This is a genomic window from Tardiphaga sp. (genome assembly GCF_044336785.1).
Taxonomy (GTDB): domain Bacteria; phylum Pseudomonadota; class Alphaproteobacteria; order Rhizobiales; family Xanthobacteraceae; genus Tardiphaga.
The window spans coordinates 17017-42643 of the sequence record NZ_JBIIOT010000042.1 but is presented as its reverse complement, the minus strand read 5'-3'; the positions used below and the strand labels follow the sequence as shown (position 1 = coordinate 42643).

Sequence of the window (25627 nt, the reverse complement as noted above, 5' to 3'; positions counted from 1 at the left end):
GGCGGCGGGTCTGCGACAGGTTAGACATGAACTCTACGCGCAGCGTCTGCTCGACGCGCTCGATGACTTCCTTCTGCACCGCTTCCATGCGCAGCATGCGGTTGATGACGTCGAGTGCCAGATCTTCCGGCAGGATGCCGAGCACGCGCGCGGCATGCTCCGACTTCAGCTTGGACAGCACCACGGCTACGGTCTGCGGATATTCATTCTTGAGGTAGTTGGCGAGGACCTCTTCCTGCACGTTGGAGAGCTTCTCCCACATGTTGCGGCCGGCGGGGCCGCGGATCTCTTCCATGATGCCGTTGACACGATCGGCCGGCAGATACTGGGTCAGCAGCCGCTCGGTGGCATCATAAGTGCCCATCAGCGCACCGGAGGCCGACATGCGCGACACGAATTCGAGCATCAGGTCTTCGACCGTATCCGGTTCGATCGTGCCGAGGCTGGACATGTGCGACGACAATTCGCGGACCTCGTCGTCATCGAGCAGCGACCACACCTTGCCGCCGTATTTTTCGCCCAGCGCCAGCATCAGGATGGCGGCGCGCTTGGGGCCACTCAGCGGTTTGGATGGCGCGCGGCCGGCCTGGCGCGCGGCAAGGCCGGCAACCACGCTCTGGATGTCGCTGCTGTTGTCGCCGGTAAGTGCGGGAACTTCTGCCATCGGGATTATGCCGGTTCCTGCAGCCACTGACGAACGATGGCGGCGGTTTCATTCGGATTGCGGTCTGCCAGTTCACCCACGCGATGCACCGACTGTGCGTGCACCTGGCCCTGGATGGTGGCGACGTCGATCATGTTGGCGCCGGTGGCTGCGACGAGGGTCGTTCCATCGGGGCCGACCGTAACGTTGTCGGGCAGCGCCATCATGCCGGGCGGTGGGGTCAGCGCGGCAGGCGGCGTTTCCGGGGTGAGGATGCGGCGAACCAGCGGACGGACGACCATGAAGACCACCACGAGGCCGAGCAGCATCATCACGCCGAGCTCGATGACGTTCATCACGTCATCCTTGGTGAATTGCAGGTTGCCGAGCAGGCCGGTCGGCTCCGCATTCGGGGTCACGGCGGGACCTTCGGCGAATTTCAGATTGACCACTTCCACCTGGTCGCCGCGCTTCTGGTCGAAACCGATGGCAGAGCGGACGAGGGCGGCGATGCGGTCGAGTTCTTCTTTCGGGCGCTGGGTATAGACCTGCTCGCCCTTTTCGTTCTTGCTGTAGCTGCCGTCCACCAGCACCGCGACCGAGATGCGATTGACCCGGCCGGCTTCGGTCACTTCGGTCTTGGTAACGCGGGAGATCTCGTAATTGTTGGTCTCTTCCGACTTCTTGCTCTGGTCCTTGGCGTTTGCGGTGCCCTGGGCCTGATTGCCGGGAAGCTCGTTATTGACCGTGACCTGCCCGTCGCGTTCGCCGGTGACCGACTGTTCTTCGCGGCTCTGGCTGGATCGCAGCACCCGGCCTTCCGGGTCAAACTTGTCGGACGTCTGGGTCACCTTGTTATAGTCGAAATCGGCGGTGAGCTGGACGCGTGCACGGCCCGAGCCGACCACCGAGGAGATGATGGACTCCACCTGGTTGCGCATCCGCTTCTCGAAAGCGGTGCGGCGCTCGTCGCCGGCGGCGGTTTCGGCATTCGGATCGGCAGCGCCATCGGCAAGGAGCTGGCCGGCTTCATCGACGATCGAGACCCGGTTCGGCTTCAGCCCGTTGACGGCGGAGGCGACCACATGGCGGATCGCCCGAACCTGCTGCTGGTCGAGCGTGCCGCGGACGCGGACCACGATCGAGGCTGACGGCTCCGGCATGGAGCGTGAGAACAGCGGACGCTCGGGAAGGACCAGATGGACACGGGCTGACTGGACGCGATCAATCGCCCGGATGGTCCGGGCGAGTTCGCCTTCCAGCGCCCGCAAGTGATTGATGTTCTGAACGAAACTGGTGGTGCCAAGGGCATCCGACTTGTCGAAGATCTCATAGCCGACGCCGCCGCCCTTAGGCAGGCCGCCTTCGGCCAGCTTCATGCGCAGGCGGGTGACCTTGTCCTTCGGCACCATGATGGCGGCACCGTCATTCTTGATCTCGAAGGGAATGGCCTGGCGTTCCAGATCCTTGATGATCGCCGAGGAGTCCTCGGTGGTCAGATCGGTGAACAGCGTCGTCATCTGCGGCGTGGTCACGCGCATGATGATGAAAGCGAAAAAGCCGATCAACGCGACCGTGACGGCAAACATGGCCGCCAGGCGCGCAGCGCCGAGACTTTTGAAGAAACTGATCAGACCCTGCACAATCGGCCCCTGAGATTCGGCCTCAGGGACCGACTGGGCAATTTTTGCCGATCTATGGTTTCCAGTTGGTTAACGTTGGTTAACGGATCGCCATATATTTGGCAGACGGCAAAAACCGGCTTCCCAGGGGAAAGCCGGTTTTCATCAAACTTGAACCGTTAAGGTTTTGTTTACTGACGATACTGCTGGATGCGGGTGGTCCGCAGCCCAGCCAGACCGTGCTGGTCGATGGAGAACTGCCAGGACAGGAACTCGTCCACGGTCAGCGTGTAACGGCTGCAGGCCTCTTCCAGAGAGAGAAGGCCACCGCGGACTGCGGCAACAACCTCGGCCTTGCGTCGGATCACCCAGCGCTTTGTTCCCGGCGCGGGTAGATCGGCAATTGTTAATGGGCTGCCGTCAGGCCCGATGACGTATTTGACCCTCGGGCGATGGGGTTCTGTCATGGCGTACTCACACTACTCTCAACCACTGAACTCACTGAAACAAACTACGCCCGCCGGCTTAAAATTTGCCTAAGCCCACAACTCCAATGCGAATAGACTTTGTGAAAGGGTTTGTTGACGATTTGAAAAGGGGGAGAGGCGCTACGGATGAGCGGCATACTCTCGCCTGCAAGATAGGTTGAGCGCAGCGATACCCTTCACCGCATGCGCCTGGCCGTGATGGGTATCGCTGCGCTCAACCCATCCTGCGCAGTGGGGCGTCTTTCATGTCGGCCCGTGGGCCGTGGAATGGACAGTGGCGCGCAACGCCGTGCCCACCATGTCTCACTCAGGCGCGTGATGATGGGCACGCTTCGCTTCGCCCACCCGACGAGACGGTATCAGGTCGTCGGTGTTGTAGGCGTGGTTGGCGTGGTCGGTACAGTCGTCGGGCGCACCACGCGCTTGATCTTGTCGACGGTGTAGTTCGCGCCGTTGATCGACAGCAGCGCAGGGCTTGCCGACAGATCGACGGAGTCCACGATGCCCTGCACTTCCGTGGACACCGCGACGTCGCGGCCATTGTCGTCTTTGGCCGTGGCAGAGATCGTGTAGGCGCCTTCCGGATACTGCACGCCGTCATTGCCCTTGCCGTCCCAGACAAAGGTGCCCTGACCTTCCTTCAGCGAGTACTTGCCGCTGTAAACCACGTTACCGGCGGAGTTGGCGATGCTGATCGTGGCCGTCGATGCCTTGTCGGCCAGCAGATTCCAGGTCGCCGAGGTCTTGAACTGTGCGGTCGAGCCATCGACGGCGACATTGTTGCCGACATAGACGAGGGCCTGCGTCGCTTGCGTGGCCTTCTCCATCTCCACCAGCGACTTCAGCTGATCGTTCTGCTTGAGCTGCTGTTCGACGCCCGCGAATTGCACCAGCTGCTGGGTGAACTGGTTGGTGTCCAGCGGATCGAGCGGGTTCTGGTTCTGCAGCTGCGTGGTGAGCAGTGTCAGGAAGGTCTGGAAGTTATCGGCAATGCCCGTCGTGCTGCTGCTGCTCGTGCTGGAGCTCGAGGTTGCCGTCGACGTGCCGGAGACGACGGGGCTGGAGATCGTTGCATCAACTGCCATGGTTTACTCCTCAGATGCTGATATCGACGCCGCCATTGGCACCGTACATGCGGCCATAGCCGCGTGCTGCTGGAGCCATGGTGACGGTGTCGTCGTCATTGATGGTCAGGCGGTGCATGTGGCGACCGGACTGATCGCCGCTTTGCTGCTGCTGCTGTTGTTGCTGCGAGGATTGATCGCGCAGCGAGAACTGCATGCCGCTGTCATTGGTCTTGAAGCCGGCCTGTTCCAGCGCGCGCTGCAGCTGCGGCGCATCTTGGCGCAGCATGGTCAGCGTTTCCGGCTTCTCGACCGTGAGATGCGAGGTGACATTGCCGTGCTTGTCCATTTCGATGCGAACATCGATACGGCCGAGTTCGCCGGGATCGAGCCGGATATCGAAGGACGTCTTGCCGGCCTTGGCCGATTGCGCGATCTCGACGGCGACGCCGGACAGCGGCACCGGCGGATTCGCCGCGACCTGCGGCTGCAGTTGCTGGGCGGCGGCGTTGTTGGTCGCCTGCAGATGTGCCGGCTGCGGCTGTGGCGTCGCGCTTTGCAGGGTCTGATCGAACGAGGCTGGCTGTGCGGCCTGTTCGGTACGATGCGCGTGGGTCTGCTCGGCCGCGGGCTTTGCGTCGGTCGTCGTTGTGGCATTCGCATCCGGCTTCGGCGCGTTTGCTGCAGCCTGATCGGTCTTGGCGTCGGTCGCGAGTTTTGGCGCGACTGGGCCATCGGTTGGCGCTGCCGTGACCGAGGCGTCGGTCTTGCCGTCCTGCTTTGCGCCATCGGTCGATGTCGCGGTCTTGGTCGCGTCGCCGCCTTCGATCTTCTTCGTGCCTTTGGCGGCGCCCGGCGTTGCGCCCGCGATCATCGCGGCGAATGTCGCTTCGGCTTCTGCGGGGACGTCGGTCGGCAGGGCGCCGGTCTCGGGCGCGGCGACTTCGCCGGCATCGAGCTTGGCTTTCAAGGCGGCCGCAGCGGCGATAGCCAACGGCTGCGCGCTGCCGCCGGCTTCGGGCGTGTCGGTGCCGACAGCAGCATCGGTGGCAGCTTGCGCGGAGAGCGTCACGGCGACCGGCGCCACATCGACCTTCACCGTCTGTGTGGTGGCGTCGGAGGCTGCGCCATCGGCGGCGCCGTCGTCGCTTGCGGCATCTTTGTGGCCGTCGGCAGAATCTGCTTTTGTATCAGTAGTTTGATCGGATTTGGCGGGCGGGCCGTCCTGGCGCGCGGTTTTGCCGGTTTGCGATGCATCCGTTGCGGCATCACTGCGGCGATCCTGCGGCGGTCCTGCGGCACGGTCATCGCGGCGGTCGGCGGCTTTGGGCCGGTCCGTCGCGGGGCGATCGTCGCGGCGGGACGGGACAGGGACATCCGGGCGGGCGGCCTGGGTGGGAACCGCGTCCGCGTTTGAGCTGTTCTGTTCGACCAGCGAACCGAAGTGATCCGACACGGATGCTCCCTCGTCGCGCCCGGATTTGGCGCGCGCGGACTGCAGCGAGAGGGCAGAGGCGATATCGGACGAGACGCTAACCACGGGCAGCCTTTCGAGAACGGTTCCAGCTCTCGTTCAGCAAGGACCGGGCCAGCGCTGTGCCAACATCCAGAATATATATATTTCAATATGTTAGCCGCGACCCGTAGCCTGCTCCCGGCGTACTTTCACCCCTCCGTTTCTGCCCGGCGGCAAGATTTGCCGTTCGTATCCGGCCTGTCGCGATTGATTGAGCGCAACGCCCCCTATATTAAAGTGCACTATCCCAGCCATCATCGGACCTCTGTAAGTTCCGGGATTGCCTCGTGTTTTCCGATCGCGTCGGTTCTTGTCCGGGGCGATCACAGCCCATGGCCTTGAACCATGCTCAACAGTCTCGATCTCGAAGGTCGTCCGGAGGACACCCGCGTCGTCGTCGCCATGTCCGGCGGTGTCGACTCGTCGGCCACGGCTGCGCTGTTGAAGTCGCAGGGTTATGACGTCGTCGGTATCACCCTGCAGCTCTACGATCACGGCGCGGCCATGCATCGCAAGGGCGCCTGCTGTGCCGGACGTGACATTCACGATGCACGCGATGTGGCGGAGCGGATCGGGATTCCGCATTACGTGCTGGATTACGAGTCCAAGTTTCGCGAGCAGGTGATCGACAATTTCGCGGCGAGCTACGCGCTGGGCGAAACGCCGGTGCCGTGCATCGAATGCAATCGCTCGGTGAAGTTCAAGGATCTGCTGTCGACCGCGCGCGAGCTTGGTGCGCAGGCGCTGGCGACCGGGCATTATGTAGCGTCGCGGCATCTCGGCAACGGCTCGCGCAGCATGGTGTGCGCGGCGGATAGCGATCGCGACCAGAGCTATTTTCTGTTCGCCACCACGCAGGAGCAGCTTGATTACCTGCGCTTCCCGCTGGGCGACATGAGCAAGCCGCAGACGCGCGAGCTGGCGCGGCAGTTCGGATTGTCGGTCGCCGACAAGCAGGACAGCCAGGACATCTGCTTCGTGCCCACCGGCCGCTATACCGACATCGTCGAGCGGCTGAAGCCCAATGCCATGGAGCCCGGTGATATCGTCGATACCGATGGCCACGTCATCGGTCGCCACAACGGCATCGCCAATTTCACCATCGGCCAGCGCCGCGGTCTCGGCATCGCGTCGTCGGCACCGCTGTACGTGATCCGCCTCGATGCGGAAGCGCGCCGTGTCGTGGTCGGCCCGCGCGAGGCCTTGCGCATGCACAAGATCGCACTGCGCGACGTCAACTGGATCGGTGGCGGCCATATCGATGCGGCCATCGGCACCGGCCTCGAAATCTTCGTTCGCGTTCGATCGACCCGTCCGCCGCAGCCGGCCTGGCTGCGCAAGACCGAGATCGGCTACGAGGTCGAACTGGTCGGCGGCGAGGAGGGCGTGTCGCCCGGTCAGGCCTGCGTGTTCTACGACGCGCAATCGGGCCAGGCCCGCGTGCTCGGCGGCGGTTTCATCAAGAGCGCTGCGGCGAAAAGCTCTGTCGGTTCGGCTGCACGCAATGCTAATGTGCCCGACGTCGCAGCGATGCGCGTCTAGGGAGTTTGGGCAGGGGCATGGCTGGCGATATCGACCGCGCGGGGGTCGCGAAGGCTTACGGGCGCTGGGCGCCGGTCTACGACATGGTATTCGGCAAGGTGTTCGATGAAGGTCGTCGCTCGACCATCGCCGAAGCCGATCGCATTGGCGGCCGCGTGCTCGATGTCGGTATCGGCACCGGCCTCTCGCTGCTGGACTATGCGCGCACCACAAAGATCTGCGGTGTCGATATTTCCGAGCCGATGCTGCGCCGCGCGCATGAGCGCGTGCGCAAGCACAATCTGACTAATGTCGAGACGCTGGCGGTGATGGATGCGAAACATCTCGCCTTCCCGGACAATCATTTCGATGCGGTGGTGGCGCAATATGTGATCACTGCGGTACCGGACCCGGAAGCGACGCTGGATGATTTCATCCGCGTGCTGAAGCCAGGCGGCGAGCTCATCCTCGTCAATCACATCGGTGCGGAAAGCGGTCCGCGCAAAATCTTCGAGCTGGCCTTTGCGCCCTTGGCGCGCCGGCTCGGCTGGCGCCCGGAATTCCCGTGGGCGCGGCTGGTGAACTGGGCCGGGACTCATGGCGGCGTGTCGCTCGCCGAGCGGCGCCCGATGGCGCCGATGGGGCATTTTTCGCTGATCCGTTACGTGAAGGCCTGATCTTCTTTCCCTCCCTCAAGCCGCGAGGCGGTGCAGCGGGCAGCGTGGATCGAAGCGAGCGTCCAGCGAGCTTCTAGACGGGTGGGTCTTTCCTCTCGTGACGTTCTGCCGTGGGATAGACCCCACCTGGCGCTTCGCGCCATCCTCCCCATTCGCCGCGCTCCGGGGAGGGAACCACGCGCCTCGGCGTGATATTGCGGAACATCCGGCGTTGCCGGCTGTTTTCCCTGCATGAGCATTCATCGCACACTTTTCGTCGCAGGCCTGATGATCGCCGGTTCGGGCGCAGCCATTGCGCAGGCACCACCGGCACCTGCCACGCCGCCCGCACAGACAGCGCCGCCGGCGGCCGACCGCCCCAATGCCAATTGCACGCCAACGCAAACCAATGCGCAGGGCAATATCACGGCTGACACGACTGGAAAGAGTTCGGAGAACCTCGGCGACAAGCTGGCGAAGTCGGATGGCGTGCTGTGTCCGCCGAGCAATATCGATCCGGCCATGCGTTCGCCAGCACCGAAATCCGATAACAGCACTACGCCGGTGATCCCGCCGCCGGGCAGTCCGGGCGGTGACCCAAGCGTCCGGCCTAAATAAGCCTTACCCATTTGATGCGACGCAAGATGAACGCAGGCGTGAGCCGTCACGCCTGCGTTATTGCTGTTGAGCTATCTCAACGGCATGCATTTGGCCGCGTTGGGCGATGATGTTGCTGTTATTATTACTAGCGGCGAAATGCGCATATTTCGGTATTTAGCAACTGCATCTGGAAATGTTGCGACACAAAATCGGCGCGCGGTAGGTAGGCTTCCACGCGGCCGCGATGCGATCGTAAGAAGTATGAATCAAATTTTACGAATTGGTCGTGGCCCAATTAACGCAAGTTGTATCGGCTCGATTGTAGAACCTCGGCATTGGTCTATTTAAGGGCCAATCGCTTGTTCACGATCCGATTCGAGGCTCGATGCGCGTCGCTGTCGTACATGATTGGCTCTACACATTGGGCGGCGCCGAACAGGTGCTGCGCGAAGTCCTGCAATGCTATCCGGACGCCGAAGTGTTCGCGCTGTTCGATGCGCTGTCGCCGGAAGATCGCGACAAGATCGGTATCAAGAAGAAGACCCATACGAGCTTCCTGCAACGGATGCCGTTCATCAAGACCAAGCATCGCAGCTATCTGCCGCTGATGCCGATCGCGATCGAGCAGTTCGATCTGTCCGGCTATGATCTCGTGATCTCGTCGAGCTATGCGGTCGCCAAGGGTGTGATCACCGGGCCCAATCAGCTACACGTCTCCTATGTGCATTCGCCGATGCGCTACGCATGGGATCTGCAGCACGCTTATCTCAACGAAGGCGGTTACACCGCCGGCATCAAGAGCGCGCTCGCACGCGCATTGCTGCATCGGATCCGCATCTGGGATGTGCGCACGGCACACGGGCCGGACGCGATGCTCGCCAATTCCAACTTCATCGCCAAGCGTATCAAGAAGGTCTATGGCCGCGATGCCAAGGTGATCTATCCGCCGGTCACGTTGTCGTCGCTGCCGAAAAACCTGCCGGTTGGCGATCACTTCCTCGCGGCCAGCCGCCTTGTGCCTTACAAGAAGATCGAGGCGGTTATTCAAGCCTTTAATGCGATGCCGGATCAGAAGCTGATCGTGGCCGGCGACGGGCCTGAAGCCGAACGGCTGAAGGCGATGGCCGGGCCGAATGTCAGCTTTGCCGGCTTTGTCAGCGACGTGCGCCTGCGTGAATTGATGGCGACGGCGCGGGCCTTTGTGTTTGCGGCCGAAGAGGATTTCGGCATCATCGTCGTCGAGGCGCAATCGGAAGGCGCGCCGGTGCTGGCGCTCGGCCGCGGTGGGGCGCGCGAGACGGTGTCGGCTTCGCCGGAGCTACGGACGGGCATGTTCTTCGATGCCAATGAACCGGAAGCGATTGCCGAATGCGTGCGGGCCTTCATTGCACGCGAGCATGAGTTCTCACGCGATGTGTGTCGCGCCCATGCGCAGAAATTCTCGGCGGAGCGTTTCCGTACCGAGCTCATGACCTTCGTGAACGACAACATGAAGGGCTTTACCGGCGAGCGACGGCGCGGCCGCGGCTCGACGCCGGACGGCAGCAATTTCAAGCGCCGCTGGAGCGATACGCAGGAAGGCGGCAGCGTGCCCGAAGGCGGCGATCGCCGGGCGCGGGGGTAGGGCTGTGCGACACGCGCTGTCATCGCCCCACTTGATCGGGCGATCCAGTATGCGGCAGTGGTCGTGCTGAAGGAAAAAGCCAGTGTTTACTGGATCACTCGCTTTCGCGGGTGATGACAGACGGAGATTGCTCCGGCTGTAACGCTACGCATCCGCTTTCGGCGCAGACTTGTACTCCGGAAAGCGCGACACGAAGGTGTCCTTCAGCGCTTTGTAATGCGCGATGGTGCCGGTGAGGTCACGAATGCGGCGCTGGCCGTTCTGGATCTCGGTCTCGAACAGATCGAGATGATGACTGTCGAGGCTCTCACGCGTCAGATATTCGTCGTCGCCATTGCCGAACGTCACGGCGGCCCGGGCCAGCACGTCATCGACGCGCCTGGTCAAGCCGGCCTGCTCGGCCTCGGCGCTGGACAACGCCTGGTCGATGGCGCTCATCACGGCATCCAGGCGCTCGCGATCGGTCTCGGCGTCGCGCTCCGGCGAGCGGGCGCGGAATTCGCGTTCGCCGACGATGCTGCGCAGATAGGTCTGGGCGCGTGAACGCAGGAATGTCTGGAACATGGCATGCCCGTCCGATCCCGCGCAGCGGCATGCTGCGCGATGGCGCAGTGTGCCCGGCCATGGTGAGCAATCGGTTAAGAAATTGGGGCAGGGGTGGGGCGATGTCGGATGGGTATCGCTGCGCTCAACCCATCCTACGTGTTCGGCGATTCCTCACAGAACACCGCGATCACCACGTCGATCCGCTTGTTGATGGCGCGCCGGTTGACCTGATGGGATTCATCGACCATTGCGCGAAAATGGTCGTGGCTGAAGACGGCGCCGATCATCATTTCTGCGACGGTTCTCGCCGGCAGGTCTTCGAGCGTGGATTTCAGTTTGATGCGTTTGATGCAGTCGACCACGCCGTTGTCGCCGCTCTTGAAGATGACGTCAGTGAAGATACCGGCCAGCGCCGGTGACTGCTTTCGTTCCGCGACGATCAGGCGGTGCAGGGCGATCTCGTCGGAGCTGAAGACCACGTCGGCGATATAGCGCATGGCGTGCCGGAGTTCGTCGATGACCGGCATGTCCGGCCGGGACGCGACGCCGAACTGAAACCGCTGCAAATTGTTCATGAGCATGGCTCGGAACAGGTCGCTCTTGCTGTCGAACAGCTTGTAAAGCGTCTTCTTCGACATGCCGGCAGCGCTGGCAATGTCGTCCATGGTGGTCGCGGCGAAGCCTTTTTCGCCAAAGGTCCTTTTTGCGATGGCCAGCAATTGCAGAATGCGCTCGTCAAACGGGTCCGCAGCCGGTTCGGGCGTTGTCACGCGCTGGTCATTTTGCTGCGGCAAAACGCGCCCGCGCGGTTTCCTTGCGCCTGCCGATGCAACCATTGAACATGAACTCCGTTATATGAGCCGCTTCACAAACGCTTGAGTGGCATTGCCTGCCAGGCGCTTGACTTCGCGGGAGGAAACTAGCAAGTTTCCTGAGCGGAAACCAGAGAGTTTCCCAAAATTTCTCACGGCCACTTCAATCGCGCGGGATTGCGCGGTGTCGTGCGCCGTTTTTGCATTGGTGATGGTAATGACATCTGGAATTGCTCGCCCGCTGGCTCTGATCGCCGTGTTCGCCCTGGCCGGATGCGGCAAGCCGGCATCGGAGGCGAAGGCGCCGCCGCCGCCGGAAGTCGGCGTGATGGCGCTGAAGCCGCAGGAGGCCGCGATCTCGACCCTGCTGCCAGGGCGTGTCGTCGCTTATCAGGTCTCGGAAGTGCGTCCGCAGGTCACCGGCATCCTGATGAAGCGCGTCTTCACCGAGGGTGCCGAGGTAAAGGAAGGCGAGCTACTGTATCAGATCGATCCCGTGCAGTACCAGGCGGCGCTGGAAAGCGCTGAGGCATCGGTTCTGAAGGCGCAGGCCAATCTCGCGCTGGTGCGGCTGGTCGCAGAGCGCAAGGCGCAGCTGCTCAAGACCAATGCGGCGAGCCAGCAGGACGTCGACAGCGCCATGGCCTCCTTCAAGCAGGGCGAGGCCGACCTCAAATCGGCGGAAGCCAATCGCGACACCGCAGCCATCGCGCTGGATCGCACCAAGGTGCTGGCGCCGATCTCGGGCCGTATCGGCAAATCGACCATCACGCCGGGCGCGCTGGTGACGGCAAGCCAGGCCAATGCAATGACCACGATCCAGCAACTCGATCCCGTCTATGTCGATCTCGATCAGGCGACATCCGAGATGGATCGCATTCGCAGCGAGATCGCCAGCGGGCGGCTGAAGCGTCCGGCCGGTGGTGTCGAGATCGAACTGGTGCTCGAGAACGGCAAGACCCATTCGCAGAAGGGCAAGTTCGGCTTTACCGATTCCAGTGTCAACGAAACCACGGGTTCGGTCTCGACGCGCGCGATCTTCGCCAATCCCGATCGCAATCTGCTGCCGGGGATGTATGTGCGCGCCCGCGTGATTGCCGGCGTCGATCCGAAGGCGATCCTGATCCCGCAGCGTGCGGTGACGCGCAATCCGCGCGGCGAGGCGATCGCGATGTTCGTCGACAAGGACGGCAAGGTCGAACAGCGCACGTTGAAGGTCGCGCAGGCGATCGGGCCGAACTGGCTGGTCGATGACGGGGCCAAGGATGGCGACCGCGTCATTCTCGACGGGCTGCAGAAAGCGAAGCCGGGCGTGGTCGCGAAGACCATCGACGTGACCGTGGATCCGAAGACCGGCCTGACCAAGACGCCGGGCAAGGAAGCCAATGCGGCCGGCTCTGCCGAGCCGCGCAAGGACTGATCGACCATGTCGCATTTCTTCATCAAGCGGCCCATCTTCGCGTGGGTGCTCGCGATCCTGATCATGTTCGGCGGGGTGCTCGCGATCCTCGGCCTGCCCATCGCGCAATATCCGCAGATCGCGCCGACGGTGATCACCATCACCGCGACCTATCCCGGTGCCAACGCGCAGACGGCCGAGAACTCGGTGACCAAGGTCATCGAGCAGAACATGACCGGTGTCGACTATCTGCAATATATGTCGTCCTACTCGACCTCGACCGGTGTGGTGCAGATCTCGATCACCTTCACCAATGAGGCCAATCCCGACATTGCCCAGGTGCAGGTGCAGAACAAGCTGCAGTTGGCCACGCCGCTATTGCCGCAGGTGGTGCAGCAGCAGGGCATCAAGGTCGTCAAGTCGTCGTCGAGCTTCCTGATGGTGCTCGGCTTCGTCTCCGAAGACGGCTCGATGAATGCGAGCGACATCGCCGACTATGTGGCGAGCACCATCAACGAGCCGATCAGCCGCGTGTCGGGTGTTGGTCAGGTGCAGTTGTTCGGCGCCGAATATGCGATGCGCATCTGGCTCGATGCCGAGAAGCTGACCAAATACAACCTGATGCCGGGCGATGTGACCCAGGCGATCCAGTCGCAGAACACCCAGGTGACCGCGGGCCAGCTCGGCGGCCTGCCGGCAGTGGCGGGGCAGCAGCTCAATGCGACGATCACCTCGCAGAGCCGCCTGCAGACCATCGAGCAGTTCCAGGACATCATCCTGCGCACGTCGACTTCCGGCCAGACCGTGCGGCTGAAGGATGTCGCGCGCGTCGAACTCGGCTCCAAGAGCTATGACGCGGTGGCGCGCTACAACACCAAGCCCGCAGCCGGCATGGGCATCTCGCTTGCCACCGGCGCCAATGCGGTGGCGACTTCGGAAGGCGTCAAGACGCGCATCAACCAGCTGACGGCGAACATGCCGGCCGGGCTGAAGGTGATCTATCCCTACGACACCACGCCCTTCGTGAAGCTCTCGATCGAGAAGGTGGTGCACACGCTGTTCGAAGCGGTGGTGCTGGTCTTCCTCGTGATGTTCCTGTTCCTGCAGAGCTGGCGTGCGACCATCATTCCGACCATTGCGGTGCCGGTGGTGCTGCTCGGCACGTTCGGCATTCTCTCCATCGCCGGCTACTCCATCAACACGCTGACCATGTTCGCCATGGTGCTGGCCATCGGCCTGCTGGTCGATGACGCCATCGTCGTGGTGGAAAATGTCGAGCGCGTGATGGAGGAAGAGGGCCTGGCGCCACGCGAGGCGACCGAGAAATCGATGCACGAAATCACCGGCGCGCTGGTGGGCATCGGCGTGGTGCTCTCGGCGGTGTTTGTGCCGATGGCGTTCTTCTCGGGCTCCGTTGGCATCATCTATCGGCAGTTTGCGCTGACCATCGTCTCGGCCATGGTGCTGTCGGTGCTGGTCGCGCTGATCCTGACGCCGGCGCTATGCGCCACGATCCTGAAGAAGCCGGAAAAGGGCCATCACGAAAAGCGCGGCTTCTTCGGCTGGTTCAACCGCAATTTCGACCGCGCTTCGAGCGGCTATCAGTCCACCACCGGCAGCCTCGTGAAGCGGCCGGCGGCGGCGCTGATTGCCTTTGCGGCCGTGGTCGCCGCCATGATCTTCCTGTTCGTGCGGCTGCCGTCGTCGTTCCTGCCGACCGAAGACCAGGGCACCATCATCACGCTGGTGCAGCTGCCCGTCGGTGCCACGGCCGGGCGCACGCTCGACGTCATCCAGCAGGTCGAGAAGCAGTATATGGAGAACGAGAAGGACACCGTGCAGGGCGTGTTCGCCGTGCAGGGCTTCTCTTTCGCAGGCCAGGGCCAGAATGTGGGCCTCGCTTTCGTCAGCCTGAAACCGTTTGCCGAACGCGAGGATCACGCCAAATCGGCGCAGCAGATTGCCGCGCGGGCGATGGGCGCGTTCTCCAAGATCCGCGACGCGATGGCGTTTGCGGTGCTGCCGCCGTCACTGCCGGGTTTCGGCAATGCGTCGGGCTTCGACTTCTATCTGCAGGATAGCGGCAATGCCGGCCATGAGGAGCTGCTGAAGACACGCAACCAGCTGCTTGGCGCGCTCGCCGGCGATCCGCGCATCTCGCAGCCGCGCCCGAACGGCCAGGACGATACGCCGCAATTCAATCTCGATATCGATCAGGCCAAGGCGACGGCGCTGGGGATCAATCTCACCGATCTCAACACCACGCTCTCGGCGGCGTGGGGCGGTTCCTATGTCAACGACTTCATCGATCGCGGCCGCGTCAAGCAGGTCTATGTACAGGGCGACGCCGCCTATCGCATGGACACCAACGACATCGGCAAATGGTATGTGCGCAATTCGTCGGGCGGGATGGTGCCGTTCTCGGCCTTTGCCACCAGCCGCTGGAGCTTTGGCTCGCCGCGTCTGGAGCGCTACAACGGCGTCGCCGCCGTGCAGATCCAGGGCCAGCCCTCGCCGGGCACCAGTTCGGGCACCGCGATGCTCGCTGTCGACGAGCAGATGAAGAAACTGCCGGCCGGCTATACGCATGAATGGACCGGCCTGTCGTTCCAGGAGCGCCTTACCGGCAGCCAGACGCTGTATCTCTATGCGATCTCGGTGCTGATCGTGTTCCTGTGTCTCGCCGCTTTGTATGAAAGCTGGTCGATCCCGTTTGCGGTGATGCTGTCGGTGCCGATCGGTATTCTCGGCGCGCTGGGTGCTGCGACCTTGTTCGGCCAGAGCAACGACGTCTATTTCCAGGTCGGCTTGCTGACGACGATAGGCCTCGCGGCGAAGAATGCGATTCTGATCGTGGAATTCGCCATCGAGCAGCAACAGAAAGGCCTGTCGCTGATCGATGCGACCTTGCATGCGGCGCGCCAGCGTCTGCGGCCGATCCTGATGACCTCGATGGCCTTCGTGCTCGGCGTGCTGCCGCTGGCGCTGGCCACTGGCGCCGGCTCCGCGAGCCAGAACGCCATCGGCATCGGCGTGGCCGGCGGCATGGTGGCGGCGACGGTGCTCGGCGTGTTCTTCGTGCCGGTGCTCTATGTACTGGTCCGAAAAATCTTCCCGGGCGGCGCGAAGTCGAGCGCGCCGCAGCAGGCGCATCCGGCGGCAACGCCGGCGGAGTGACCGCAGCCGAACTTGGGTGTACATCATCCCGAACGCATTGGTTCGGGATGAGACATGCAGGGGCTGGACTGGGATCTGCTGCGCACGTTCTCCGTGATTGCGGGGGAGGCGAGCCTGACGCGCGCGGGCGCATTGCTGAAAGTCAGCGCACAGACGGTGAGCCGGCGGCTTGCCGAGCTCGAAGCCTTTACCGGCGTTCGTCTGATCGCGCGCTCGCTCGAAGGCTATTCGCTGACGCCGGCGGGCGAGCGGCTCAGCCGGCAGCTCGAGAACATGCGGCTGGAAGCGGTCCGGATCGAATCCGTGATCGCCGAGATCCGCGACAAGCCTGTCGGCACCGTCCGGCTGTCGATCACCGAGGTGCTGTCCGGCCCTTGGTTGATGGGCACGGTGGCCGAGTTCAATCGTCGTTATCCCGACATCATGCTGGAAATCCGCGTCGATGGCTGGCCGGCGTCGGTGCGGCGGCGTGAGGCGGATATCGTGCTTCGGCTGTATGGGCCAGGGAACGAGAATCTGGTTGGCCGCAAGGTGGGCCGCCTCGGCGTCGGCGTGTTTGCCTCAAAAGCCTATGCACGCGCGCACGGTCTGCCGAAAACGCGCGAGGAATGGGAGGGCCACAGCTCCATCGGTCTTGTCGGCGAGGGGCCTCTGATGGAGTGGTTCGACAGCGTCTCGCGCCATTCGCGCCGTGTGCTGCAATGTTCATCGAATACGGATCTGATGGCGGCGGCGCGCGCCGGGCTTGGCTTCGCGCCGCTGATGTGTATTTCCGGCGATGCCGATAAGTCGCTGGTGCGCGTGCTGCCGGAGAAGCTGCGCAGCTCCACGGAGATCTGGATGCTGTCGCATCCGGATCTGGTGGATGCGCCGCAGATCAGGGCCGTGCTGGATTTTATTGCGGAGCAGGCGAAGACGGATCAAGCGCGGTTATTGGGGTGACACACACTCTGCCCTCATCCTGAGGAGCGCGCTCTTGCGCGCGTCTCGAAGGATGGCCGCAAGCTCCGGAGCCAAGCCAGCTCATGGTTCGAGACGGCGCTGCGCGCCTCCTCACCATGAGGGAGGAGTTATGGGCGCTCAAATATGGACGATGGCATCTCCACATTCGGACGACGGCCCGCCGCTATTTCCCGCTATCATCCTTCCCAATCAGAACCGGGATGGAAACCACAATGTCTTTGCCGTCGATCTTCCAGAATCGCCTCTCCGTGCCCGTGATGGGCTCGCCGCTGTTTCTGGTCTCCGGGCCGGAGCTCGTCATCGCTCAGTGCAAGGCCGGCATCGTCGGTTCGTTTCCAGCGCTCAACGCGCGGCCGGTGTCGGTCCTTGGGGAATGGCTCGACCGGATCGAGACTGAGCTCGGTGAATATGCCGCGAAGAACCCGCATCTGCCGGTCGCGCCGTATGCGGTGAACCAGATCTGCCATCCCTCCAACGATCGCCTGCATGCGGACATGGAGATCTGCGTGAAGCACAAGGTGCCGGCGATCATCACCAGCCTGCAATTGCCGCAGTCGATCGTCGATGCCGCGCATTCCTATGGCGGCAAGGTGTTTCACGATGTCACCACCATCAAGCATGCGCGCCGCGCGGCTGACATGGGCGTCGATGGCCTCATTCTCGTCTGCGCCGGTGCGGGCGGCCATGCCGGCACGATTTCGCCTTTCGCGCTACTGCGCGAAGTGCGCCAGTGGTATAGCGGCACGATCCTGCTGTCGGGCTCCATCGCCGATGGCTATGGCATCGCCGCCGCCCAGATGATGGGCGCCGACATGGCCTATATGGGCACGCGCTTCATCGCCACGCAGGAAGCCAATGCGGCCGAAGGCTACAAGCAGGCGCTGATCGATTATGCGGCGAACGACATCGTCTACACCAATCTGATCACCGGCGTGCATGGCAACTATCTGGCACCGTCGCTGACCGCTGCAGGTCTCGATCCCGCCAATCTGCCGGTCTCCGACAAGTCGAAGATGAACTTCGGCTCCGGCGGCAATACCAAGGCGAAGGCGTGGAAGGACATCTGGGGCGCCGGCCAGGGTCTCGGCTCCATCAAGGATGCACCGGCCGTGGCCACAGTCGTCGCGCGGTTGCGCGATGAATATGATCAGGCGATCGCCGACTTCGGCGGCAAGCAGGTGGTCGCGAAACCCGCGGTCGCCGCCTGATGGCAGAGCGCCCCGGCAAAGAGGCTGCCTCGCGTTTTGCGACGGCCATTCGCCCGCGTCTGTCGGTGCCGCTGATTGCGGCGCCGATGTTTCGCGTATCGGGGCCGGATCTCGTGATCGCTGCCTGCAAGGCCGGCGTGATCGGCGCATTTCCTACCGCAAACTGTCGGAGCGGTGCGGAGTTCGCGGAGTGGCTGCAGCGTATCTCTGACGCGCTGGGGCCGGAGGACGCGCCGTTCTGCCCGAACCTGATCATCCGCCGCGAGACGCTGCAGGAGGATGTCGCTGCGGTGCTCCGCCAGGGCTGCGAACTCGTGATCACCAGCGTCGGCCCGCCCGATGCGGTGGTGCCGTCGCTGCATGAGGGCGGCTGCATGGTGTTCGCCGATGTCGCCTCGATCCGCCATGCGAAGAAGGCGATCGCGGCCGGTGTCGATGGTCTGATCCTGCTGACGGCTGGCGCTGGCGGGCAGACCGGCTGGGTCAACGGTTTCTCCTTTGCGCGCGCAGTGCGTGCGTTCTGGGATGGGCCGATGGTGCTGGCGGGCGGCGTCTCCGATGGCGAGGCGGTGTTTGCCGCGGAAGTGCTCGGTTGCGATCTCAGCTATATGGGCACCAAATTCATCGCCACCGACGAGAGCATGGCGGAGCCCGACTACAAGGCGATGCTGGTGTCGTCGGAACTGGACGACATCCTGCTGTCGCGGGCCTTCACCGGCCTTGACACCAATACGCTGATCCCCTCGATCGTCGCCGCCGGGCTCGATCCGAAGAACCTGCCGACCGACATGACCAAGGAGCGGGCCGACGCGCTCTATGGGCGCAACGGCAGTTCCGGGGTGACGCGCTGGCGCGATACGTGGAGCGCGGGGCATTCGGTGTCGGGCGTCCACGCCATCGAGCCGGTGGCCACGCTGGTGGCGCGGACGAGGGATGAGTATGCAGCCGCGCGCGCGGCGACGCTGAAGCGGTTGACGGCGTAGGATGGGTTGAGCGAAGCGATACCCATCACCGCACGCTCCGGAGATTGTGGTGATGGGTATCGCTCCGGCTGTGCCTCCGCTCAACCCATCCTACGGGCTCTCTCACGGCCCGCGGGAATGCTGCTTTGCGATGCAACCGGTGTCCGAGATTTGTTCGTCACCCTGCATTCACAAATGGTCACGCCGGATGTATTGGGGGCGGAGATTGCTGGTATGCCACCAAACTGACGAGGATCCCTCATGCGTGACTTCATGGCCGTTGCCCGTTCCGTCGCCGTTGCCGAGCACGGAATGGCCGCAACCTCACACCCGCTGGCGACGCTCGCCGCGGTGGAGATGCTGAAGTCGGGCGGTAATGCCATCGACGCCGCGCTGGCGGCGGTGGCCGTGCAATGCGTCGCCGATCCCGCCATGACGGGCATCGGTGGCGACTGCTTTGCGCTGTATTCGCCCAAGGGCGGCGCGCCGATCGCGCTGAACGGTTCCGGCCGGACCCCGGCCAAGATCGATTCCGAGAAATATGCCGGCGGCGACGCCCGCGACATTCCCGAAACCTGCATCGAGACCGTCACCGTGCCCGGCGCCATCGATGCCTGGTGCACGCTGAGCAAGGACCATGGCTCGAAGCCGCTGGCGGAGGTCTTCGCAGCCGCCATCGATGCCGCAGAAAACGGGTTTATCATCACCCCCCGCGTCGCGGCCGACTGGAGCAAATGGCGCCGCAAGCTGGAATTGCATCCGGATGCCACGGCGCAATATCTGCCGGGCGGCCATGCGCCGGCGGTGGGCGACAAGCGCGTCCAGCCGGCACTCGCCGCCACGCTGCGCCGTGTCGCGCGCGAGGGCCGCAACGGCTTCTACCAGGGCCAGGTGGCGGACGACATCATCACCACGCTGCGTGCCGTTGGCGGCGCCCATGAGGCGGATGATTTCGACGCGCAGCGCTCGGACTACGTGACGCCGATCGCGACAAGCTATCAGGGCCATGACGTCACCGAGATTCCGCCGAACGGGCAGGGCCTCGCAGCTCTGATGATCCTGCGCATGCTGGCCGGCTTCAATATCAAGAGCCTGAGTGAAGCCGATCGCATCCATGTGCTGGCCGAAGCCACCAAGGCGGCCTATCGCACCCGCGACGCTTATTTCTGCGATCCGGCGGTGGCGAAGACCGATGTCGAACGTTTCCTGTCGGACAAGTTCATCGGCGATCTCCGCGCCAAGATCGACATGAAGAAGGCGTCGCCGGAAGAGGAATGGGATTCCGTGATCCACAAGGACACGGTCTATCTCACCGTGGTCGATCGCGATCTCAATGCGGTGTCGTTCATCAACTCGCTGTTCGGCCCGTTCGGCAGCGGCATCTATGCCAAGAAGTCCGGCGTGCTGCTGCATCACCGTGGCTGGAGTTTCCGCGCCAAGCCCGGCCATGTGAATTCGCTCGGACCGCGCAAGCGGCCGATGCACACCATCATTCCGGGCATGCTGATGAAGGACGGCCGCGCCGTGATGCCGTTCGGTGTGATGGGCGGCCACTATCAGGCCACCGGCCACGCGCAATACATCTCCAATGTGCTCGATCTCGGCATGGACATCCAGGAAGCCGCCGAAGCGTCGCGCTCGTTCGCGACCAACGGTGTGTTGCAGGTCGAAAACACAATCCCCGAAGCGGTGCGCAACGAACTCGCAGCGCGCGGCCACAAGCTGCAGATGATGGATGCCGGCATCGGCGGCGCCCAGGCGATCCAGATCGATTACAAGCGCGGTGTACTGCTCGGCGCCTCAGATCATCGCAAGGACGGCATGGCGCTCGGGTTCTGAGTGCGTAGGATGGGTTGAACGGGGGCGCATAGCGCCGCAGCGATACCCATCACCGGATGCTCCGGTGCATCTGGTGATGGGTATCGCTTCGCTCAACCCATCCTACAGGCTAAGTTCCCGCGGGAACTTTTCTGCACAAGCTTGCGTTTGGTTGGGTATCCCAATCACGCAGGCTTGTTGTTGTGCATTCTACGGCCATCCTCGACAAAGCGCGTCCGCAAATGGACAGCATCATCGCGGAAGGCCGGACGGTCTGGCGCCATGTGGCGTGCCGGCGCGCCACCGTGCTCAACGATGCCGCCAATTACTTTCTCGCCCTGCGCCGCTGCCTGATCGAGGCGGAGCATACTGTCTTTATCGTCGGCTGGGATGTGCATAGCCGCACCATGCTGGTCGGCCCCGAAGGTACGGCGGATGATGGCTATCCCGATGAGTTTGGCCCCTTCCTGCATGCGTTGCTGGTCGAGCGCCCGGAACTGCGCATCCATCTCCTGATCTGGAATTCGCCGGTGATCTATGCAGGCGAACGCGAATGGTTTCCCTCTGCCAAATTCAGCGTACCGAACAGCGACCGGCTGATCTTCTGCTACGACGACTGCCTGCCGACTGGGTCGGCGCAGCATCAGAAGATCGCCGTGATCGATGACAGCATTGCCTTTTCCGGCGGGCTCGATCTCACGATCCGCCGCTGGGACAGCGATGAACATCGCGCGCATGATCCGAAGCGCGTCGATCCAGATGGCAAGCCTTATCCGCCCTTTCACGACGTGCAGATGATGGTAGATGGCGAGGCCGCGCGTTGCCTCGCCGAACTGGTACGAGACCGCTGGGCCTGCGCCAATTGCGGGGTGGCGTCGGATATCGGCGTGGAGCGCCGTATCTGGCCCGAGGGATTTGCCGCCGATTTCGAGCGTGTGAAGATCGGTATCGCGCGCACCGAGCCTTATGCAAGGGGACGGCCGGCCATCAATGAAGTCGATCGGCTGTTCATGGCATCGATCGACGCCGCCGAGCGCATGATCTATATCGAGAACCAGTTTCTCAGCGCGGAGCATATCGCGCGAAAACTGGCCGAGCGGCTCAAGCAGAAGCCGGAGCTCGAAGTGCTGCTGATCGCGCCGAAGACGCATGCGTCCTGGATCGAGGCGCGGACCATGCGCAATGGCCGGCTCGAATTCATGAAGGTGTTCGACGATGCCGGCGTCGCCGATCGTGTGCGACTGCTGCATCCGCAGGTCACGGAAGGCGCCACCGTCGAGGCCGTGATGGTGCATGCCAAGGTGACCATCATCGACGATCAGCTGCTGCGCATCGGCTCCGCCAATCTCAACAACCGCTCGATGGGCGCGGATTCCGAATGCGATCTCGTGATCGAGGCGAGCAATGATGCAGAACGCAACAAGATCGCCGCGATCCGCAATCGCCATCTCGGCCACTTTTGCGGCGTGTCGGAGCACGTGGTCGCCGATGAGCTGAAGCGCAGCGGATCGCTGATCGAGACGGCTGCCACTTTGCGTGACAACGGCCACAGCCTCCATCCGGTCGAGGACGGCATCCCTGACGCCAAGGAGATCGTGGATTTCGTCACACCCGTCGCCGATCCCCTGCGTCCGCTCGGCCTCGAGCGCGCGGCGCGGGCGACCGTGCCGACCTCGATCAAGCTGCTGACACTGGTCGGCGCCATCGGCGCGCTTGCGGCACTGTGGCGTTTCACGCCGCTCTATGAGTTCACCAATGCCGATACGCTGCTGGAGACGCTGCACTCCATTGAAGGCTCTCCCTGGGCGCCGCTGGCGATCGTGGCGGGCTTCATCATTGGCGGCCTGGTGTTGTTTCCTGTCACAGTGATGATTGCCGTCACTGCCGCGGCACTCGGGCCGTGGATAGGGCTAGGCTCGGCGCTGGTCGGTACGCTGGCCAGCGCATCGCTGCTCTATACGGTCGGACGCATTGTGGGCATCAAGCCGGTGCAGCGCATGCTGGGGCCGCGACTGCGGCGGATCCAGAACAAGATCGTCGGCAACGGCATCATCGCGGTGGTGCTGATCCGCATGCTGCCGCTGGCGCCGTTCTCGCTCGTGAACATGGCGGCCGGCGCCAGCGGCGTGCGGTTTCGCGATTTTATCATCGGCACCGTGATCGGCATGGCGCCGGGCCTGATCGCCATGTCGGTATTCGGCGCGCAGATCGCCGATCTCCTGCGCCAGCCGTCATGGGCTGATGTGGCGCTGTTATTGTTCGGCATCATGGTCTGGGTCGCGTTTTCCATCGGCGCGCAATTCGTGGTCACCTGGTGGAGCCGCCGCCGGTGATTGCGCCAAGCATCCGCATCATGACGTGGAACGTGCATGGCACCTTCGCGCTCAATCCGAAATTTGATCTGCCCGGCGTCATCGCGCTGATCCAGAAATGGTCGCCGGATGTGGTGGCGCTGCAGGAGATCGACTCGCGTGGCGGCGGCAGCAATCCGTTTCTTATTTTGCAGGAAGCGCTTGGCGGGCACAGTGTGGGCGTCAAATCCATCGTCACCACCGATGGCGACTATGGTCAGATGCTGATCAGCCGCTGGCCCTGGGCCGCGCCGCCCGAAATCCATGACATCTCGTTCGGCGAGCATGAGCCGCGCCGTGCCGTGGTCGCCGATGTCGCGACCAAAGGCGGCATCTTTCGCGTCATAGCCACGCATCTCGGCCTCAGCATCGGCGAACGCCGCCAGCAGACGCAAAAGCTGCTGACGCTGGCGAATGAGCCGACGCATCCGTCCGTGATCGTCGGCGATTTCAACGACTGGTTCTGGGTCAATTCGGTGCGCAAGTCGCTGGCGCGGCAGTTTCCAGCGCGCACGCGCCATCGCACCTTTCCGTCGCGCTGGCCGCTGATGCGGCTGGACCGGATCTATGGGCGCGACATCCAGATCGTTGGGAGCTTCACGGATCCGAACGCCAAAGCGATCTCGGATCATCTGCCGGTCATCGCCGATATCGTGCCAACCTTGCCGTTGCAGTTGGTGGCACCTCGCGAGAGCGGCGCGCTAAAGCCATCCATTGCGGCGGAAGCGCCAGTATAGGCCGGCGCAGATGGCGCCGATCACGCCCAGCACGACGAAATAGCCGTACTGCCATTTCAGCTCCGGCATGTTCTCGAAATTCATGCCGTAGATGCCAGCAAGGGCGGTGGGTACAGCGAGAATGGCGGCCCAGGCAGCAAGCTGACGGGTAACATCCGTCTGCTGTGACTGGCCCAGCATCAGGCTGGTCTCGAAGGCGAAGGCCAGCACCTCGCGCAGGCTGTTGATGTCTTCCTTGACGCGGTGGATGTGGTCGGTGACGTCGCGGAAAAGCGGCTGCATTTCGGGATCGATCTGCACGACTTCGGCATGCTCGATGCGATGGCAGACCTCGGTGAGCGGGGCTGCGGCATCGCGCAGGCGCAGCAGGTCACGGCGCAAAGTGTAGAGCCGCTCGATCTGGTGCGATGCCAATGTGCGCTTCAGCAGGCTGTCTTCGAGCTGCTCGACTTCCGATCTGATCTGATCGATCACTGGCGCATATTCATCGACGATGAAATCAAGCACCGAATAGAGGATGAAGTCCTCGCCATTGGCGAGCGTGGTCGGGCAGGCTTCCGCGCGCTCGCGCACGGCGCGATAAGAACTGGATGCGCCGTGGCGGACGGTCACGACGTAGCGCGGCCCAACGAACATATGCGTTTCGCCAAAGGCAATGCGGCCGTCGATCAATTGCGCGGTGCGGGCGACAACGAACAGCGCCTTGCCATATTGCTCGAGCTTGGGACGCTGATGCGCCTTCTGCGCGTCCTCGATGGCAAGGTGATGCAGATCGAATTGCTGCTGGATCTCATGCAGGAGGTCGTCGCCGGGTTCGAACAGGCCGATCCAGACCACATGGCCAGGCTTCGCCGTCCATTTCTTGGCATCCGCGATGCTGTCGAGATCCTTGACCTTGCGCCCCTTGGCATAGACGGCGGCGCCGACGATGCCTGGCTTGGGGTGGGATAGTTCGGGATGGGCGGTGACGGGGGTAATTTGATCCATGAGAGTGATCATGCCGCAATTGTTCAACTCAGGGCAACGGCCGGCCCTGGCTCTCGTTCCACAGGGCATCGAGGCCGCTGCGGTAATTCGGATATCGCAGGCTAACGCCGAGTCCGGTCTTCAGTCTTGCGTTGGAGATCCGGTTGCTTGAGGCATAGAAGCTGCGGGCCATCGGGGTGAGGTCGGCTGTGTCGAAATCCTGTTCGGGCGGCGGCGGAATATCCATCCGTCCGGCAGCGTAAGTCACCACGTCCTGCGGCGGTGCCGGTTCGTCGTCGCAGACATTCCAGACGCCGCCATGCGGATGCATCGCTGCCGCGGCGATCGCCTGCACGATGTCATCGACATGAATGCGGTTGAAGACCTGGCCGGGTTTGACGATGCGATGGGCGCGGCCGCGAGAGAGATTGACGAAGGCATTGCGGCCGGGGCCGTAGATACCGGCGAGACGAAGGATGCGCAGGCGATCGCCGCAGGTGCTCTGCCAGGCGGCCTCCGCGTGTGCGCGCAGGCCGCGCCGCGTGTCATCGCGGACCACGGTCGCGGTCTCGTCGATCCACGCGCCCGCATGATCGGCATAGACGCCGACGCTGGAGAGATAGATCACGCGGGCCGTGCTTTCCGCCAGTCCGGCTCCAAAATGTACAAGAACGGGATCGCCATCCTTGTCGGGCGGTACCGAGACAAGGATCACATCGGCACGCTCAAGCCGCTCGTGGATTTCCGGATCGGCATGCGTGCCATCGAACAGGAACGGGGCAAGGGGCTCACCGGCCAGAGCCGCATGGCTGTCCGCGCTACGCACGGTACCACTGATCTCCGCAAAGGCGGCGGCATGAGAACGGATGAAATGCAGGCAGCTATAGCCGATGCCGAACACAAACAGGCTTTTGCGCATCATCATCCGGAGAACTTATCCGTGCCGGTCGATCT

At 63.1% G+C, this 25627-nt stretch carries 20 protein-coding genes and 1 pseudogene; 12 read left to right on the top strand and 9 right to left on the bottom strand.

The window, feature by feature from the left end:
* The 5 genes and pseudogenes from ACIQ2A_RS13950 to ACIQ2A_RS13930 form a co-directional block, all read right to left on the bottom strand.
* Positions 1-664 (bottom strand): annotated as a pseudogene (locus tag ACIQ2A_RS13950) (flagellar motor switch protein FliG); the annotation flags it as partial.
* A 5-nt stretch (positions 665-669) separates the two neighbouring features.
* Positions 670-2286 (bottom strand): flagellar basal-body MS-ring/collar protein FliF, encoded by a 1617-nt coding sequence (fliF, locus tag ACIQ2A_RS13945; protein ID WP_398480056.1) that lies wholly within the window; start codon positions 2284-2286, stop codon positions 670-672.
* Between the two features lie 170 nt (positions 2287-2456).
* Positions 2457-2732, bottom strand: coding sequence for a DUF1153 domain-containing protein (locus ACIQ2A_RS13940; RefSeq protein WP_002714638.1), 276 nt, complete (start codon positions 2730-2732; stop codon positions 2457-2459).
* A gap of 380 nt (positions 2733-3112) precedes the next feature.
* A complete protein-coding gene (locus ACIQ2A_RS13935; protein ID WP_398480054.1) occupies positions 3113-3838 on the bottom strand; it encodes a flagellar hook assembly protein FlgD in 726 nt (241 codons plus the stop codon).
* 10 nt (positions 3839-3848) lie between these two features.
* Entirely contained in the window at positions 3849-5273 is a 1425-nt protein-coding gene (locus ACIQ2A_RS13930; protein ID WP_398480052.1) for a flagellar hook-length control protein FliK, read from the bottom strand.
* 405 nt (positions 5274-5678) lie between these two features.
* Here ACIQ2A_RS13930 and mnmA point away from each other — a divergent pair, with 405 nt between their 5' ends.
* The 4 genes from mnmA to ACIQ2A_RS13910 all read left to right on the top strand — a co-directional run bounded on the left by mnmA (position 5679) and on the right by ACIQ2A_RS13910 (position 9734).
* Positions 5679-6875 (top strand): tRNA 2-thiouridine(34) synthase MnmA, encoded by a 1197-nt coding sequence (gene mnmA, locus ACIQ2A_RS13925; RefSeq protein WP_398480050.1) that lies wholly within the window; start codon positions 5679-5681, stop codon positions 6873-6875.
* Positions 6876-6892: 17 nt separating this feature from the next.
* Positions 6893-7531 (top strand): class I SAM-dependent methyltransferase, encoded by a 639-nt coding sequence (locus ACIQ2A_RS13920; RefSeq protein WP_398480048.1) that lies wholly within the window; start codon positions 6893-6895, stop codon positions 7529-7531.
* 231 nt (positions 7532-7762) lie between these two features.
* Positions 7763-8128: a hypothetical protein gene (locus ACIQ2A_RS13915; protein ID WP_398480046.1), complete on the top strand. Its 366-nt coding sequence runs from the start codon at positions 7763-7765 to the stop codon at positions 8126-8128.
* A 367-nt stretch (positions 8129-8495) separates the two neighbouring features.
* Positions 8496-9734, top strand: a complete 1239-nt coding sequence (locus ACIQ2A_RS13910; RefSeq protein WP_398480044.1) for a glycosyltransferase — start codon at positions 8496-8498, stop codon at positions 9732-9734.
* Between the two features lie 144 nt (positions 9735-9878).
* Here the strand turns inward: ACIQ2A_RS13910 and ACIQ2A_RS13905 are convergent, their stop codons facing one another.
* Positions 9879-10298, bottom strand: a complete 420-nt coding sequence (locus tag ACIQ2A_RS13905) for a hypothetical protein (protein ID WP_398480042.1) — start codon at positions 10296-10298, stop codon at positions 9879-9881.
* A 134-nt stretch (positions 10299-10432) separates the two neighbouring features.
* Positions 10433-10999 (bottom strand): TetR/AcrR family transcriptional regulator, encoded by a 567-nt coding sequence (locus ACIQ2A_RS13900; RefSeq protein ID WP_398480040.1) that lies wholly within the window; start codon positions 10997-10999, stop codon positions 10433-10435.
* A gap of 310 nt (positions 11000-11309) precedes the next feature.
* Between ACIQ2A_RS13900 and ACIQ2A_RS13895 the strand changes: the two genes are divergently transcribed.
* The 8 genes from ACIQ2A_RS13895 to ACIQ2A_RS13860 all read left to right on the top strand — a co-directional run bounded on the left by ACIQ2A_RS13895 (position 11310) and on the right by ACIQ2A_RS13860 (position 23707).
* On the top strand, positions 11310-12512 hold the full coding sequence (locus tag ACIQ2A_RS13895) for an efflux RND transporter periplasmic adaptor subunit (RefSeq protein ID WP_398480038.1): 1203 nt from the start codon (positions 11310-11312) through the stop codon (positions 12510-12512).
* Between the two features lie 6 nt (positions 12513-12518).
* Positions 12519-15668 (top strand): efflux RND transporter permease subunit, encoded by a 3150-nt coding sequence (locus tag ACIQ2A_RS13890; protein ID WP_398480036.1) that lies wholly within the window; start codon positions 12519-12521, stop codon positions 15666-15668.
* A gap of 54 nt (positions 15669-15722) precedes the next feature.
* The gene (locus ACIQ2A_RS13885) at positions 15723-16610 is read left to right on the top strand and encodes a LysR family transcriptional regulator (protein ID WP_398480034.1); all 888 of its coding nucleotides are present in this window, start codon (positions 15723-15725) and stop codon (positions 16608-16610) included.
* Between the two features lie 233 nt (positions 16611-16843).
* Positions 16844-17839: an NAD(P)H-dependent flavin oxidoreductase gene (locus ACIQ2A_RS13880; RefSeq protein WP_398480032.1), complete on the top strand. Its 996-nt coding sequence runs from the start codon at positions 16844-16846 to the stop codon at positions 17837-17839.
* The gene (locus ACIQ2A_RS13875) at positions 17839-18822 is read left to right on the top strand and encodes an NAD(P)H-dependent flavin oxidoreductase (RefSeq protein ID WP_398480029.1); all 984 of its coding nucleotides are present in this window, start codon (positions 17839-17841) and stop codon (positions 18820-18822) included. The genes ACIQ2A_RS13880 and ACIQ2A_RS13875 overlap by 1 nt, the downstream gene beginning before the upstream one ends.
* A 240-nt stretch (positions 18823-19062) precedes the next feature.
* Complete coding sequence (ggt, locus tag ACIQ2A_RS13870; protein WP_398480027.1) at positions 19063-20640, top strand: gamma-glutamyltransferase; 1578 nt, start codon at positions 19063-19065, stop codon at positions 20638-20640.
* A gap of 221 nt (positions 20641-20861) precedes the next feature.
* On the top strand, positions 20862-22952 hold the full coding sequence (locus ACIQ2A_RS13865; protein ID WP_398480025.1) for a VTT domain-containing protein: 2091 nt from the start codon (positions 20862-20864) through the stop codon (positions 22950-22952).
* Positions 22949-23707 (top strand): endonuclease/exonuclease/phosphatase family protein, encoded by a 759-nt coding sequence (locus ACIQ2A_RS13860; protein ID WP_398480023.1) that lies wholly within the window; start codon positions 22949-22951, stop codon positions 23705-23707. The genes ACIQ2A_RS13865 and ACIQ2A_RS13860 overlap by 4 nt, the downstream gene beginning before the upstream one ends.
* Here ACIQ2A_RS13860 and corA read toward each other — a convergent pair.
* Both corA and ACIQ2A_RS13850 read right to left on the bottom strand, forming a co-directional pair.
* Positions 23672-24694 (bottom strand): magnesium/cobalt transporter CorA, encoded by a 1023-nt coding sequence (gene corA / locus ACIQ2A_RS13855; RefSeq protein WP_398480020.1) that lies wholly within the window; start codon positions 24692-24694, stop codon positions 23672-23674. The two genes, ACIQ2A_RS13860 and corA, sit on opposite strands and share 36 nt — an antisense overlap.
* A 28-nt stretch (positions 24695-24722) precedes the next feature.
* The gene (locus ACIQ2A_RS13850; protein WP_398480018.1) at positions 24723-25598 is read right to left on the bottom strand and encodes an NAD(P)-dependent oxidoreductase; all 876 of its coding nucleotides are present in this window, start codon (positions 25596-25598) and stop codon (positions 24723-24725) included.
* Positions 25599-25627 lie beyond the last annotated feature (29 nt).